Origin of the sequence: Janthinobacterium sp. (assembly GCF_009923995.1) — a bacterium.
Taxonomy (GTDB): domain Bacteria; phylum Pseudomonadota; class Gammaproteobacteria; order Burkholderiales; family Burkholderiaceae_D; genus Janthinobacterium.
Genome location: NZ_RFSK01000003.1, coordinates 85,136 through 98,698, shown reverse-complemented (window position 1 = coordinate 98,698; position 13,563 = coordinate 85,136). Strand labels below are relative to the sequence as shown.

The following is a 13,563-nucleotide window of genomic DNA, read 5'->3' as shown; positions in this document are numbered from 1 at the left end:
GCCGGGCCTTCCTTCCGCTCGCTACGGTTTTGTTAGGCGTTTTAATTGCGCTGGGCGAATCTTGCAAGGATACGCAAATCTTCGCCCACTTGCTGAACCTGGTGAAATTGCAAAGTCCGCTGCTGCTTGAGATCCGTCAATGCCGGCAAGGCAAACATGCCTTGCGCGTCGCCCAGCAAGGTAGGCGCCAGGTACACGAGCAATTCATCGACGCAGCCTTCGCGGATCAGCGAGCCGTTCAGCTTGGAGCCGGCCTCGACGTGGACTTCATTGATTTGCCGGCGTCCCAGTTCCAGCATCAGCGCGGCCAGGTCCACCTTACCGGCCGCGTTCGGCAACAGGATGACTTCCGCGCCCAGCGCCTGCAGCTGCGCCTGCTTCTCCGGGTTGGCGACGGCCGCCACGATCCACGTGCCGCCCCCTTGCAGGATGCGCGCATCGGGGCTGATGTCGAGGCGGCTGTCGATGACGATGCGGTGCGGCTGGCGCGGTGTCTCGACGGCGCGCACGTTCAGTTGCGGATCGTCCGCCTTGACCGTGCCGATGCCCGTCAGGATGGCGCAGGCGCGCGCGCGCCAGGCGTGGCCGTCGGCGCGCGCCTGCGGCCCCGTGATCCACTGGCTCTGGCCATTGTGCAGGGCCGTCATGCCGTCCAGGCTGGCCGCCGTTTTCATGCGCACCCACGGCTTGCCGCGCTGCATGCGCGAAAAGAAGCCGATATTCATTTCATATGCCTCGTCCGCCAGCACGCCCGTCGTGACGGCGATGCCGGCCGCTTCCAGCTTGGCCAGCCCCTGCCCCGCCACCAGCGGGTTCGGGTCCGTCATGGCGGCCACGACGCGGCCCAGCCCCGCGCGCACGAGCGCATCCGAGCACGGCGGCGTGCGGCCATGGTGATTGCACGGCTCCAGGGTGACGTAGGCCGTGGCGCCGCGCACGTCGTTGCCGCGCGCGGCCGCATTCGCCAGCGCCTGCACTTCGGCATGATCCTGCCCCGCCGCCTGCGTCACGCCGGCGCCGATCACCTGGCCATCCCTGACGATCACGCAGCCGATGCGGGGATTGGGCGAGGTCGTGTACAAGCCCCGCGCCGCCCATTCCAGCGCCAGGCGCATGCCATCGATATCATTGAGTATTTCCACAGGCTTTATCGCTTGAAGGTGAGTCATTAAAAATGGCGGGCGCAGCGCCACGGCTCGCGCGGCGCGCTCTGTCAACCGGTCCCGCATCCCTGCCGGCGTCGCCGCAACCGGCGCGCGGACGCCGCCGGCCACCGCCTCGGCAAGCCATGGCCTTGCCCGGTGCGGCCAGGACGCCCGTCAAAAAAGCCCGGCTGCCTGCGCCGGGACGGCATGGCAGCGGCAGCGGCCATCGCCATCGCCATCGCCACAGGTTTGATGCATATCAGTTTGATGCACATCAACCCGCACGAAGCGCCACGCAGGGTTCACCGGGGCCACCCTAGCCGTCGGCCACGCCGCTGCAATTGGCTGCCTGCAGCTGCGGGTCGCATACGCGCACCCTGCCCAGCATATTGATTTTAATATGGCGCACCTGTTTTCCCAAAGCGAGGCTCAAGGTGCCCCAGCGCGCCGCCAGGCTGTTGGTGGCGCTGCAACTGCGTCCTGCGCCATTGTAGGCGATATACAACGGTGCCGTGGCGGACGAAAACGCGAACTGGACCGTGATGCCGGCGGGCAGCGGTCCCTGGCGGAACAGCAGCTCGTCGTCGCCATCGTAGGCCAGGTTGGCATTCCGGTCGATGAAGACCAGCCAGCCCATGCGCCAGTCCGTGCCGCCGGGGCCGGCCGGCACCAGCAGCACGCGCCGGCCCCGCGCCATCGCCTGCGCCCGCGTCAATTCAATGGCGGAAAACAGGTCCGTGGCCGCCGCGCGCACCTGCTGGCGCGCCAGCACCTGCTGCAGGCTGGGCAAGGCAGCGGCCACCAGCAGCGCCGCGATCGCCAGGACCGCCAGCATTTCCAGCAAGGTCAGCCCCGTCCCCCATGGCTGCCGGCGGGGCGGCCGGGCGCGGCAGGGGACGCTTGCACGCCGCCACCCGGCACCGTGTGCGCCCATGCCAGCGCTGGTGATGGGAGGCAGGCCGTCCATGGCTAGGGCCAGCAATGACTGGCCGGGCCACTGCTGCCGCGCTGGCCCGTGCTGTCCAGGGACAGGACGCCGCACTCGGGATCGTGAAAGCGGACGTCCACCTTCGGCGTGCCCGGCAAGGCGCGCAGCAGCACGCATTGCCCGATCGTCGACGCCGGACAGGCCAGCGCCTCGATTTCATAGGCGCTGGCGGCCGGCCCGTCGCCGGACCACCAGGGAAACAGCTGCGCCTGCAGCGGGGCCGACGCGGCGGAAAACGCCAGATACCGGTTGTTTTGCGAGTAATAGCGCTCCTGCTGCTGCATCAGCCGCAGCAGGCTTGCCTGGCCCTGCACCCGCTTGGCCCGCACGACATGGCCATGATAGGCGGGCACGGCCAGCGCCAGCAGCAGACCCGCGATGGCCAGCGCGACCAGCAGTTCGATCAGGCTGAAGCCCGGCATGGCGGAAGCGCCACCGGCGGGCGGGCCGGCGCGACTGGTCGGGCGCGGCAACGCAAGCTGCCGCCGGGGTTGCCGGCATTGCCAGCATTGCCCGGGCCGCCGGTACGGCGGCCTGCGCACCTGCCTGTACGCCAGCGCATGCGCCTGCCCGCGCGCCGGCCGGGACTGCCACGCGCGGCCGCACCAGCATGCCATCATCCTCCGCCATGTCGTGCGCATATACCGCCCTCCCATCCGTTTGCCGCGCGGGACGCCTGCTGCCCGCTTCACCCGCAGCGGCACGCTGCGCCCCTCGGCCACGCGCCTGCGCACCTGTGCCCCTTGCGTACCCTCATGCAGCCGCAGCGGTCCACGGTACTTTCACGGCGCTTTCTTCTGCGCCGCTTCATGCAGTTCGCGCCAGTTCGCCACTTCCCGCCAGCTGAGGCGCCGGGCGGGCAGCGGCGCACTGACGAACTTGAAGCCGGGCAGCGGCCCGGCCGCCGCGCCAGGCAGACCGGGCTGCACTACGGCCAGCGTCTTGCGCTCCCCGGCGCGGCCCGTCGGCGCGACGGCACCCACGCTGCTGCCCAATTCCAGCACCTGGGGCGGCGCCCGCGCCAGGCCATCGAGCAAGCGCCCCGTCACGGCTCCAGCCTGCACGAGGCCGCCATCGTCGGCGGCAAAGCCGCTCAGCACGTCGAGCGCATACAGGCGCGTGGCCGGCCTGGCGCAAGCATCGCGCCCAGGCAGGACGGTATTGAAGATCACCCGTCCCGCCGCCAGCACGGGGCTGGTGATGCTGCGTTCGCCCGTTTGCGCCACATCAAGGAAATCGACATACCAGCCGCGCATGGCCCCGCTACCCGTGTAGCGCACCTCGGCGCCATCGACGCGCACGCCCCCGTCCGCCGCATCCAGCCGGCGCGGCGCCAGGTCGGCCCTGCCCAGCGTGGGCGACCCGTCCTGCCCATCGTCATGCACGGCATAAAACGCCTGCGACAGGAAGGCGCCGGGCCAGGCATCGGCCGCCTCGACCAGCTTGCCCGTGCCGAACAGCAGCAGATAACCGCCGCCCGGCGCGTAAGCCACCTTGACCTGCTGCGTGATAGGCTGGCGCCGTCCCTGCCCGTCGCGCGCGACGAAAATCAGCTTGCGTCCCACGCCATCCTTCCACGGCGGACCGCCAGCCATCTCGAAGCGCCAGAGATTGCCCTGCAAGTCGCCCGCATACATCCAGGCCAGCGCGCCATCCGTTCCCGGCACCGGCGCGGGCGGCCCCAGCGCGTGGGCAAGCGGCGCGGCATCGGTGTCATGGCCACCATCGCCTGCGCCGCTGTTGGTGCCACTGTTGGCCACGGGCACTTTCAGGCGGAAATAATTGCTGCCCAGCAGCCAGGGCGCGCCGGGCGGCTTGTCCAGCGCCAGCAGGAAGATGGCGGCGGCCGATGCGGGGGCCGTCGTTTCCTTGCCATCGTCAGCGTAGTTGTTGTAGCCGCTGCTGACCACGGCAAAGTCGCGATAGGCCACGGCGCCATCCTTGCCGCCCATATTGATGCGGGCAAAGCCGGGCGGCGCGCGCACGTTACCCATGAGCTTGTCGTCGCGGTCCGTAAACTCCCACAGTGCCCCATCCTGCGCAAAGCGGGCCGGGTCGGTGATGTCGAGCGCAAACACGCCCTGCGCCCCGCCGCCCATGCCGGATGCCAGCACCGTCTTCCAGCGCCCTGCGGCCAGGACTTCCGCCGTGGCGGCGGCCCCGTCCAGCAAGGGCCCGGGGCTGTAGTGAGTGCTTGCAGCCGCCGCCGCGCCGTGCAGCAGGGCTTGCGGCAGATAGCCAAACAGTTCATTCCCCGTGCGCGCATCGAAGGCGTGCAGCAAGCCGTCATTGGCGCCCAGGTACAGCATTTTTCGCCGCTGTTGCAGGGCCTTGCGGTGCGCGCCATAGCCGACGCCGGGCATGCCTGGCGCGGGCGCGCCCACGTAGACGAGGTTGCCATACGGGGCCGCGCCCAGGCTGCCCGAGCGGCGCCGCAGGACGCCGCCCGGCTGGCCCGCTTCGTCCGTCCGCTTGCCCAGCAGATACGCCAGCCGCCGCTCGCCCTGGCCATCGCCGCCGTCGAACGCTACCCGCTGCGTCGCCGACAGGGCTTGCCACGCCAACGGCACCAGGGCGCCCCCGGCGCCGGGCGTGTACACGGGACGCAGGACCGCAGGCGCCGCTGCCGCCACTTCCCCCGTTTGCCACCACGTCTTGCCGATGGCCAGGCCGCCCTCGCCGCCGACGGCCAGCCCGCTGCGCGACAGGCTCATGCCGCCGTCGGCCAGGCGCAGCTGCGTGTGGAACCAGTACGCCTCTTCCGTGCCGCTGGCCAGCGCCACCAGCGCAGGACCCGGCAGCGCCAGCGGATCCGTGCCCTGGTCCGCCGCCGCGAAGGCGGCACGCAAGCCCGCGACGAGGGCGGGCGGATCGCTGCCGGGCAAGTAATGGGCGGGGCGGCGCCCGTCCATGCTCCATTCCGCCAGCGCGCTGCCGGTGGCGCTCCGGAAGGGATTGGCGTCGCCATTGGCATCCTGGAAACCGCCATACTTGGCTGCCAGCAGCAAGGGCGTGACGTCCGGCCCGGCCGCCGGATCGCCCTGGCGCAAGTCGCCCGCGTAATGGTCGACCGTCGGCGCGCCGGTGCTCCGGCCGGGACGCAGGGCTTGCACGTGCGACCAGTACGCCAGCCCGGCCGCATGGTAGCTGGCGCCGCCCGTGGCTTCGGCCTGCAGTTCCAGTCCGGCCAGGGCGGGAAGCGGTGCTGGATTGCCCTGGCCGCCGTCGCTTTCCAGCTTGCCCACGGCCCGCGTCCAGGCCATCGCGTCCAGCGGCGGCGGCACAAATCCGTCCACGGCGCGCGCACGGTCGTTGCCGCCGCCAGGCGCGGGGCGGACGGGCACGTTGCCGGGCACGTAGCGGTCGCCCGCCAGGCCCGCATCGCCGAGGCTGACGACCACCTGGCGCTGGCAGCTGGCCGCCTGCGGGTCGCTCCACAGTGTGACGACTGGCAAGCCCTCGTCCATGGCAGGCGGGGACGTCGCCGGCGGCACCACGGGGCTGGCCTGCCGTCCCTGCAGGTAGCGCAGCGATTCGTACAGCAGTTCGGCCAGCGGCGCCGCCCCCGCATAGGCGCCGGGACGCCCGGCATTGCCGCGGCCCAGGCCATTGATGTAAGCGGTCACCCCGCCGCCATGCGCCGCATACACGCCATTGACGGGATTCCATTCGGCATCGGCATTGTCTTGCGGCACAAAGTCGGGCGCCATCCAGCGCTGCGCTCCCGCGTGGTGCAGCGGGGTGCGCAGCACGCCGCCATATGCCTGGGCCGTGCCGGCCGGCTTGCCGTTCAAGTGCCCAAACACGCCCACGCGCACCCTGCCGCCATGGCGCTGGATGGCGCCCGCCGGCTTGTAGTTCTTGCCATACGCCAGGCACAAGTCGTCGCGCAGCGGTCCCTCGTCCGCGTCGCATACCCGCACGCGCGCCAGGAACACGCCGTGCGCGCCGGCGGCGCCGGGGTCATCACAGCTGCCGCCCGGAGGCAAGCTGCCATCGCCGAACAGCAGGCGGTTACGGCAGGAAACGATGGACAATTGCGCCAGCGCAAATGGCGTCGCGGCCGCGACGCCCTCGCGCAGCACCTTGCGCGGGAAAAACACGGGATGGGCGAAAAAATCGGGTCCGGCGCCGCCGTCGGGCAGATAGGCGCGCTGCAGCACCGTCCTGCGCACTTCGTCGATGACGCGGTCGCCGCCCGTCAAGGCATAACGGACGAGGTCGAGCATGCTGGTGCTGGCCCAGTTGAGAAAGTTGCCGCTGAAACTATCCCCGCCACAGCCATGCAGGGCGTCGGCCTGCTTCAGCACGGAGAAGTAAGCGGTCGCTGCGCGCAAGTCGGGCTGCAGGGCACCGCCCTTGCCGAGATAGGGATAGCTGTAGCACATGCGCGCATGAAAGTAGCCCGCGTACTCGCGCTGCGGCGCATAGTCGCCGCCATGGGCCGCCGCGGCCGCCGCATGCGTGAGCGACAGGTTGAGCAGCAGGTTCGGCGGCACGCGCGCGCCGCGCAAACCCACGTCGGCACGCTCCAGGGCCACGGTGGGCGTGGCGGCCGGCAGCGCGGGGCCGGCCAGGCAGCCCAGGCACAACAGCGGCAGCGCCAGCCAGGCCCGGCCGGCGCGCCGCACGGCGGAGGGCGGCACCCTCATGGCACCGCCCCGGCCGCCTGCTTGCGGTAGTAGCTTTGCAGCACCACCTGCGTGCCGTCCTGCGCGCCGAAACCGATGGCCGTGATGCGGTACACATAGTTTTCCGTGGCGAGACTGCCGGCCGCCGTCCCCGCCTCTTCGCCCGGCGCATGAAATGGCAGCAATTCGATGATGTAGCGGGGCCGGCGCGCGGGCAGCAAGCCCTGCCCCGTCTGCATGGCCGCGCCCGTAAACTGGCCATATGGCACCGAGCGGCTGGCGCCGCCGGCCGATTCGGCCGCATCCAACTCCATGGTCAGCCACAGGGCCGGCGCGCCCTTGGCCGCAGGCAGGCACAAGCCCAGTTCATCCCCCTGGCCGCAAGCCTGCGCGAAGCCCGCCGCACTGCCCGGCGCGAACAGGCCGCTGCGTCCGGGTGCGCCGGGCAAGCCTTCGATATCGTTCTGCGCATCCATCAATGCCTCCTCCGCCGCCTGGAAGGCGACATGCCGGTCACGCGCGCCGCGCGCCGCCTTCTCTGCCTGCAAGGCCATCCGCGCCGCCGACACGCCCAGCAGCAGGATCACGACCAGCAGGCACAGCACGTACACGAGGGTCGCGCCACACATGTACACGGACACGGCCCGTCGGCGGACAGGGGCACGCATCGCCTATTCCGGCCCGTTGCGCAGCATGATGCTCGTTTGCACGATCTGCCGCCGCCGTCCCTGCAGGGCGGGCGGAAATGCCGTCCGCAGCACGCGCGCGCCCGGGTCGCCGGCGCCCTGCGCCTCGGCATACGCCTTGCCGAACAGGTCGAACTGCGCCGGCCCCATGTCCTCAAGCTTGCCCGCCGCGCCCGCTTCTCCATGCAGCAGCAGCGCCACGCGCACGCCGGCGATGCGCTTCCAGTGCGTGCGGCGGTGAAAGTCGCGCTGCCGTTCGGCCGCCGTCTCGCCCGCCAGCAGCAGCGCCGCGTCGGCGGCATCGAGCCAGCTGGCGTTGACGTACCGGTTGGCCACGCCATCGGGCGGCGTATCCGTATCGAGGCCATACAGCACCTGGAAGCCGTCGACGCCGCGGATGATGGCATCCGCGCCCCAGCCGTTCGCGCCACGGTATTTGCAGCGCAATTCGCCCTCGCCATCGGCCCCCTGCGCCACGTAGAAGATGCTCCAGCCCCGCTGCGCCTCGGTGTGCGCGGCGCCCACGCCGAAGCCGGCGCAATTGAGGACGGAACCGTCGCCGCCCTCGTCCGCGCCGGCACCGTCATAGCGCAAGGCCAGCACGTCGCTGCCATGCATGACGTCGGGCAAGGCCTGGCTGATGCCCTCGCTGTTCTTGCCCAGGCCATGCGCGTCGAGCCCGGCGATATTGGCGCTGTCTTCGCTGGCGTGAAACAGCGGCGCGGCATCGCCGTCCCAGTTCACGTATGCCGTCTGGCGCACGGCGCGGGCGATGGCGTCGAGCGCATAGCGGCCGTTGTCGTCCAGGCGCGCGCCGGCCGACTGCTCCGCATAACTGCTGCTCGCCGCCAGCAGCACGGCGCTGGCGGCGAGCAGCAGCAAGGCGCCAAGCGCCATGGCCACCAGCAATTCAACCAGACCCATGCCCCGGCGCCTGCTGGCTCCCCCGCCCCGCATGCCGTTCATGGACCGCCTCCGCCCAGCTGCAGCAGCAGTTTGGGAGGTGCTTCGCCCGCCCCGTTCGAGGCGGCCTGGCCGTCGGGCTGGCGGCCGCGCCAGCCCAGCTTGATGACGACGGGCGCCCCCTTGCCGCCGCTGCAAGCCCAGTCCGGCCCCTGGGCGGCGGCATTCCACGCCGCCATGTCGCGGCAGATGTGCAGGCGGGCGCCGGGCAAGCCCGCCTGCAGTTGCTGCTTCCATTCGGCGATATCGTATTGCGCCAGCTGCGCCGCGCCGCAGGCGCCGGCACCGAAGCAGGCGGGCGCGCCGCCATCCTGCGCAGGGCTACCGTCCGGCGCCGCTTCGTAGGCCACGCCCAGGTAGGGATTGCCGGCGTCGGGACCGGCCATGAGCGCGCTGTTGGCGCGCATGCGTTCGGCCATGCCGGCGGCCAGCTGCGCGGCGGCCGACAGCAGCGCCGATTCATGGCGCGCGCGCAGGGAGGTCAGCTGCAAAATGCTGGCGCCGAGCAGACCCAGCGCCAGTAGCAGCAGCGACACCAGCACCTCGACGAGGGAACTGCCATCCATGGGTCCACGCGCACTGCCGTGCATGACGTCCTCCTGCAAATTGCGCCGCGCGGAAGCACGGCCCAGCTACACGATAGGCGCGCGCCGAAACGCGGGCATGAGGCAGCGCAAACGTCGCGGCGAAAAGGCGGAAATCAGGAAAAAGCGGAGAAAAAAACGCGCCGGGATTGCTCAGGCGGCTTGCCAGGCAAGCGCTGGCGTGGTGGTGCGGGACGGTCCATCAGTCCCGCTGGCGGCAGGCAACGGCGGGGAGCTTCAGGGCTTGCGCGCCTGCCCCACTTCGGCGATCGCATCCTGGAATTCGGCCAGGTCTTCGAAATTCTTGTACACGGAGGCGAAGCGGATATACGCGATCTTGTCCAGGCGCTTGAGTTCCTGCATGACGAGTTCGCCGATATAGCCGGAATCGACTTCGCGCAAACCGCTCGTCAGCAGTTTTTCCTGGATGGAGGCGATGGCGGTATCCACGGAGGCGGCCGCGACGGGGCGCTTGCGCAAGGCCAGCATCAAACTGCCGCGCAACTTATCCGCAGCGAACTCCGTCCGGCTGCCATTCTTTTTGACGACGGCGGGCATGATAAGTTCAATGCGCTCGTAGGTCGTGAAACGCTTGTCGCATTTGCTGCAGCGGCGCCGGCGCCGGATGGCATCCCCTTCCTCCGATACGCGCGTATCGAGAACCTGGGTATCGCCGTGCTGGCAGAATGGACATTTCATGGGCTGGATAGAACTTTATAGTAGTAATTACGGAAAATCGCCGCCTCGGAGCGCCAGTCAACACCTGCTGCGCGTCGGCACAGGCGGCCTGCGATGCGCACCGGCTCGGCGTCCGCACCTTCGTGCGGTTGCGCTTCCTGGCCACCGCCCCTTCCGCTGGCGACGGTACGGTCGGGTGTTGTTAAATAAAAGGCGCCCGAATCACTCCGGGCGCCCTTGGGCACGACTGGAATGTGTCATACAGAATCTTACTCCGTATGACACATTCTGGACAAATAATTAGCGACTATTCCGATCAGGAGCGTCTGCAGCAGATTGCTCATCGGTCGCGCGGACAAGGCGCGAGGAGGACGCATGGCGGGCCAGGCTACGACGAGCAACGCAGTACCCGCTTCCGAGGGGCTGTCTGCTGCGGATGTATTCCTTTACCGGAACAGGCTCTTAAGCAGCGTACACAGGGTGCGCGTCGGCCAGCACTTTCACGGCCGCTTTCACGCGCTCGATGGTGGCGGCGTCATGCGGATTGTCCAGCACGTCGGCGATCAGGTTGCCCACTTCTTCCGCTTGCGCTTCCTTGAAGCCGCGCGTCGTCATCGCCGGGCTGCCCAGGCGGATGCCCGAGGTGACGAATGGTTTTTGCGGGTCGTTCGGGATGCCGTTCTTGTTGCAGGTGATGTGCGCGGAACCGAGGATGGCTTCGGCTTCCTTGCCCGTCAGGTTCTTGGCGCGCAGGTCGACCAGCATGACGTGCGATTCCGTGCCGCCCGAGACGATGCGCAGGCCGCGCTTGATCAGGGTTTTTGCCAGCACGTCGGCGTTCTTGACCACTTGCTTCTGGTATTCGACGAATTCAGGGCTCAGCGCTTCCTTGAAGGCGACGGCCTTGCCGGCGATCACGTGCATCAGCGGGCCGCCCTGGATGCCGGGGAAGATGGCCGAGTTGATGGCTTTTTCGTGTTCGGCCTTCATCAGGATGATGCCGCCGCGCGGGCCGCGCAGCGATTTGTGCGTGGTCGAAGTGACGAAGTCGGCGAACGGCACCGGGTTCGGGTACAGGCCGGCGGCGATCAGGCCCGCGTAGTGGGCCATGTCGACCATGAAGTAGGCGCCCACTTCCTTGGCGATCTTGCTGAAACGCTCGAAGTCGATCTTTTTCGAGAAGGCCGACGCGCCGGCGATGATCAGCTTGGGCTTGCGTTCGCGGGCCAGGCGTTCCATGGCTTCGTAGTCGATGTCCTCTTCCGCCGTCAGGCCGTAGGAGACGACGTCGAACCACTTGCCGGACATGTTCAGCGGCATGCCGTGGGTCAGGTGGCCGCCTTCGGCCAGCGACATGCCCATGATCAGGTCGCCCGGTTTCAGCATGGCGAAGAACACGCCCTGGTTCGCCTGCGAACCCGAGTTCGGCTGTACGTTGGCGCATTCGGCGCCGAACAGCTGTTTCACGCGGTCGATGGCCAGCTGTTCGGCCACGTCGACGTATTCGCAGCCGCCGTAGTAGCGCTTGCCTGGATAGCCTTCCGCATACTTGTTCGTCAGCTGCGAGCCTTGCGCTTCCATTACGGCTGGCGACGTGTAGTTTTCCGACGCGATCAGTTCGATGTGGTCGTGCTGGCGCGTATTTTCTTTCTGGATGACGGCGAACAATTCAGGATCGACGTTGGCGAGGGTGTGATCTTTTGCAAACATGTAAAAACTCCAAGTATGAGGGTGCTTGTACTGGCAGGTTGGATCGAATGAGGGGAGCCGGCGTTAAGTGAATAACAACATTGGACGGGCAGCCTCTTCGTGCTTTTCCATAGTGGCTACCCAGGCGAACGGCTGATGAAAAATCTCACGTTTCCCGGTGGGTGCCCACCTTTCGCCGGCAAGACGATCGCCACATCGTGGGGATCACTCCGACTTTTCGCCAGTCACGTGAGACGTAATGGAAATCAAATTGTAAGTTAAGTGCCCAAATTGAGCAAGGAATGCAACGCTGCGGCTATAATCGCCGCGCGCTGCAGCCCGCCCGGGCGCGCCACGGGCCATGCCCGGGGTGAGGACGCCCGTTCTTAAGCTGAACTTAAACCTGGCCAGGGCATGTAAGCGTATGTTACGAAGCTTGCCATCGCGCACCCCGGATCTACAATGCTGCGGTGCAACTTGCATGCTGCTTTTACATGGCTTTCCAGCAAGCGCCTACAGTCACAACAAGAAAAATCGCGTAAAATGTTGCTCAATCTCACTACTGGCGCAATAAACATGCCTTCAGTCTTTACCTGGAACGTACGTGTCTACTATGAAGACACCGACGCCGGCGGCATCGTCTATTACGCGAACTACCTGAAATTCTTCGAGCGCGCACGCACCGAATGGCTGCGCGCCATCGACGTGGGCCAGCAGGAATTGCTGCAAACGCACGACGCGATGTTCGTTGTCAAAAGCGTCAACGCCGACTATCATGCGCCAGCCAGGCTCGATGACACGTTAAGATTAACCCTGAGCATAGAAAAGATGGGGCGCGCCTCCATCGTTTTCCTGCAACAAGCCTGGTGCGGCGACAGCCTGCTCAACACGGCCCGCGTCAAGATCGGCTGCGTCGATGCGGCACTGCGCCCGCGCGCCGTGCCCGATGCCGTGGCGGCCCGCATGCGCGCCGCCTGAGCCCCACCCGCCACCCCGGACAATTCACCCAACAGACTGCCAGCCAATGAACGTTACACAAGATCTTTCTTTCCTCGCGCTCATCACCAATGCCCATTTGATCGTGCAACTGATCATGGCCCTGCTGTTGCTGATCTCCCTGACCAGCTGGACCTATATTTTCCGCAAGATGTTTGCCGTGCGCCAGGCACGCAAGCAGACCATCGAATTCGAACGCAGCTTCTGGGCCGGCGGCAACCTGCATGCGCTGCATCAAAACGCCAGCGGCAACCGCGACCAGAGCGGCGCGCTGGCCCGCATCTTCGACGCCGGCATGGGCGAGTTCATCAAGGGCAAGGCATCCTACGGTTCGCGCGAAGCGCTGGACGTCGGCGCCGTGCTCGACGGTGCCCGCCGCGCCATGCGCGCCGCCTTCCAGCGTGAAATGGATGCGCTCGAATCGCACCTGGCCTTCCTCGCCTCCGTCGGCTCCGTCTCGCCCTACATCGGCCTGCTGGGCACCGTATGGGGCATCATGAACGCCTTCCGCGGCCTGGCCAACGTGCAGCAAGCCACCCTGGCCGCCGTCGCGCCCGGCATTGCCGAAGCGCTGATCGCCACCGCCATCGGCCTGTTCGCGGCGATTCCCGCCGTCGTCGCCTACAACCGTTTCTCGCACGACATCGACCGCCTGGCGATCCGCTTCGAAAGCTTCGTCGAGGAATTCTCGAACATCTTGCAGCGCCAGTCGCGCTAAGGGGGAGCACTGCCCATGGGTTCCTCATTCAATAGCGGCGGCATGCGCGGTGGCCGCGGTCGCAAGTTCAAGTCGGAAATCAACGTCGTGCCGTACATCGACGTGATGCTGGTGCTGCTGATCATTTTCATGGTGATGCCGTCGTCGAACAACCCCAGCGTGGTGAACCTGCCCAACGCGGAAAAGACGGCGAAACCGCCCGATGACTATATCCAGATCGTGCTCAAACCGAATGGTTCGCTGTCGATCGGCCTGATCGGCAAGGACCAGCTGGCGCCGGAAACGGAACCGAACCGCGATGCCCTGCTGCGCAAGCTGCGCGGCTTGCACGAAAGTAATCCCGAGTATCCCGTGATGATCGCGGGCGACAAGGACAGCAAGTACGACGACGTGATCCAGCTCATTTCGGAAGCGAAGAAGATGGGCATTACCCGCGTCGGCCTGGCCACCAAGTAGGCGCACCACCGTATATCCGGACTTGACCG

12 protein-coding genes and 1 riboswitch are annotated in these 13,563 nt (G+C 67.5%); of the genes, 3 read left to right on the top strand and 9 right to left on the bottom strand.

From position 1 onward, the window contains the following. Positions 1-41: 41 nt before the first annotated feature. From ribD to glyA, 9 genes are all read right to left on the bottom strand, one after another. Entirely contained in the window at positions 42-1,142 is a 1,101-nt protein-coding gene (gene ribD, locus EBS11_RS02445; protein ID WP_290600270.1) for a bifunctional diaminohydroxyphosphoribosylaminopyrimidine deaminase/5-amino-6-(5-phosphoribosylamino)uracil reductase RibD, read from the bottom strand. A 319-nt stretch (positions 1,143-1,461) separates the two neighbouring features. After that, a complete protein-coding gene (locus EBS11_RS02440; RefSeq protein ID WP_365954710.1) occupies positions 1,462-1,980 on the bottom strand; it encodes a GspH/FimT family protein in 519 nt (172 codons plus the stop codon). Positions 1,981-2,114: 134 nt separating this feature from the next. After that, positions 2,115-2,555 (bottom strand): type IV pilin protein, encoded by a 441-nt coding sequence (locus EBS11_RS02435; protein WP_290600266.1) that lies wholly within the window; start codon positions 2,553-2,555, stop codon positions 2,115-2,117. Between the two features lie 360 nt (positions 2,556-2,915). Then, a complete protein-coding gene (locus tag EBS11_RS02430; RefSeq protein ID WP_290600265.1) occupies positions 2,916-6,785 on the bottom strand; it encodes a PilC/PilY family type IV pilus protein in 3,870 nt (1,289 codons plus the stop codon). Beyond that, complete coding sequence (locus EBS11_RS02425; RefSeq protein WP_290600264.1) at positions 6,782-7,432, bottom strand: pilus assembly protein; 651 nt, start codon at positions 7,430-7,432, stop codon at positions 6,782-6,784. Before EBS11_RS02425 ends, EBS11_RS02430 begins: the two co-directional genes overlap by 4 nt. A 3-nt stretch (positions 7,433-7,435) precedes the next feature. Continuing rightward, positions 7,436-8,407, bottom strand: coding sequence for a PilW family protein (locus EBS11_RS02420; protein ID WP_290600382.1), 972 nt, complete (start codon positions 8,405-8,407; stop codon positions 7,436-7,438). Positions 8,408-8,412: 5 nt separating this feature from the next. Then, positions 8,413-9,003, bottom strand: a complete 591-nt coding sequence (gene pilV / locus EBS11_RS02415) for a type IV pilus modification protein PilV (RefSeq protein WP_290600263.1) — start codon at positions 9,001-9,003, stop codon at positions 8,413-8,415. Between the two features lie 231 nt (positions 9,004-9,234). Beyond that, positions 9,235-9,696 (bottom strand): transcriptional regulator NrdR, encoded by a 462-nt coding sequence (nrdR, locus tag EBS11_RS02410; RefSeq protein ID WP_071324704.1) that lies wholly within the window; start codon positions 9,694-9,696, stop codon positions 9,235-9,237. A gap of 441 nt (positions 9,697-10,137) precedes the next feature. Further along, positions 10,138-11,385 (bottom strand): serine hydroxymethyltransferase, encoded by a 1,248-nt coding sequence (gene glyA, locus EBS11_RS02405; protein WP_290600260.1) that lies wholly within the window; start codon positions 11,383-11,385, stop codon positions 10,138-10,140. A gap of 111 nt (positions 11,386-11,496) precedes the next feature. Continuing rightward, positions 11,497-11,623: riboswitch (ZMP/ZTP riboswitch) on the bottom strand. 317 nt (positions 11,624-11,940) lie between these two features. Here glyA and ybgC point away from each other — a divergent pair. Genes ybgC through EBS11_RS02390 form a run of 3 tightly spaced genes read left to right on the top strand, consistent with a single transcriptional unit; the run spans position 11,941 to position 13,534 of the window. Next, complete coding sequence (gene ybgC / locus EBS11_RS02400; protein ID WP_290600259.1) at positions 11,941-12,342, top strand: tol-pal system-associated acyl-CoA thioesterase; 402 nt, start codon at positions 11,941-11,943, stop codon at positions 12,340-12,342. Between the two features lie 46 nt (positions 12,343-12,388). Continuing rightward, positions 12,389-13,078 (top strand): protein TolQ, encoded by a 690-nt coding sequence (gene tolQ, locus EBS11_RS02395; protein ID WP_076570585.1) that lies wholly within the window; start codon positions 12,389-12,391, stop codon positions 13,076-13,078. A gap of 15 nt (positions 13,079-13,093) precedes the next feature. Next, complete coding sequence (locus EBS11_RS02390) at positions 13,094-13,534, top strand: ExbD/TolR family protein (RefSeq protein ID WP_290600257.1); 441 nt, start codon at positions 13,094-13,096, stop codon at positions 13,532-13,534. Positions 13,535-13,563: the final 29 nt, after the last annotated feature.

Bases quoted from the DNA above. Each gene is read 5' to 3' on its own strand.
- EBS11_RS02440 (WP_365954710.1), bottom strand. From the start codon at position 1,980: ATGCTGGCGGTCCTGGCGATCGCGGCGCTGCTGGTGGCCGCTGCCTTG.
- EBS11_RS02435 (WP_290600266.1), bottom strand. From the start codon at position 2,555: ATGCCGGGCTTCAGCCTGATCGAACTGCTGGTCGCGCTGGCCATCGCG.
- EBS11_RS02430 (WP_290600265.1), bottom strand. From the start codon at position 6,785: ATGAGGGTGCCGCCCTCCGCCGTGCGGCGCGCCGGCCGGGCCTGGCTG.
- EBS11_RS02425 (WP_290600264.1), bottom strand. From the start codon at position 7,432: ATGCGTGCCCCTGTCCGCCGACGGGCCGTGTCCGTGTACATGTGTGGC.
- EBS11_RS02420 (WP_290600382.1), bottom strand. From the start codon at position 8,407: ATGCGGGGCGGGGGAGCCAGCAGGCGCCGGGGCATGGGTCTGGTTGAA.
- pilV (WP_290600263.1), bottom strand. From the start codon at position 9,003: ATGCACGGCAGTGCGCGTGGACCCATGGATGGCAGTTCCCTCGTCGAG.
- nrdR (WP_071324704.1), bottom strand. From the start codon at position 9,696: ATGAAATGTCCATTCTGCCAGCACGGCGATACCCAGGTTCTCGATACG.
- glyA (WP_290600260.1), bottom strand. From the start codon at position 11,385: ATGTTTGCAAAAGATCACACCCTCGCCAACGTCGATCCTGAATTGTTC.
- ybgC (WP_290600259.1), top strand. From the start codon at position 11,941: ATGCCTTCAGTCTTTACCTGGAACGTACGTGTCTACTATGAAGACACC.
- tolQ (WP_076570585.1), top strand. From the start codon at position 12,389: ATGAACGTTACACAAGATCTTTCTTTCCTCGCGCTCATCACCAATGCC.
- EBS11_RS02390 (WP_290600257.1), top strand. From the start codon at position 13,094: ATGGGTTCCTCATTCAATAGCGGCGGCATGCGCGGTGGCCGCGGTCGC.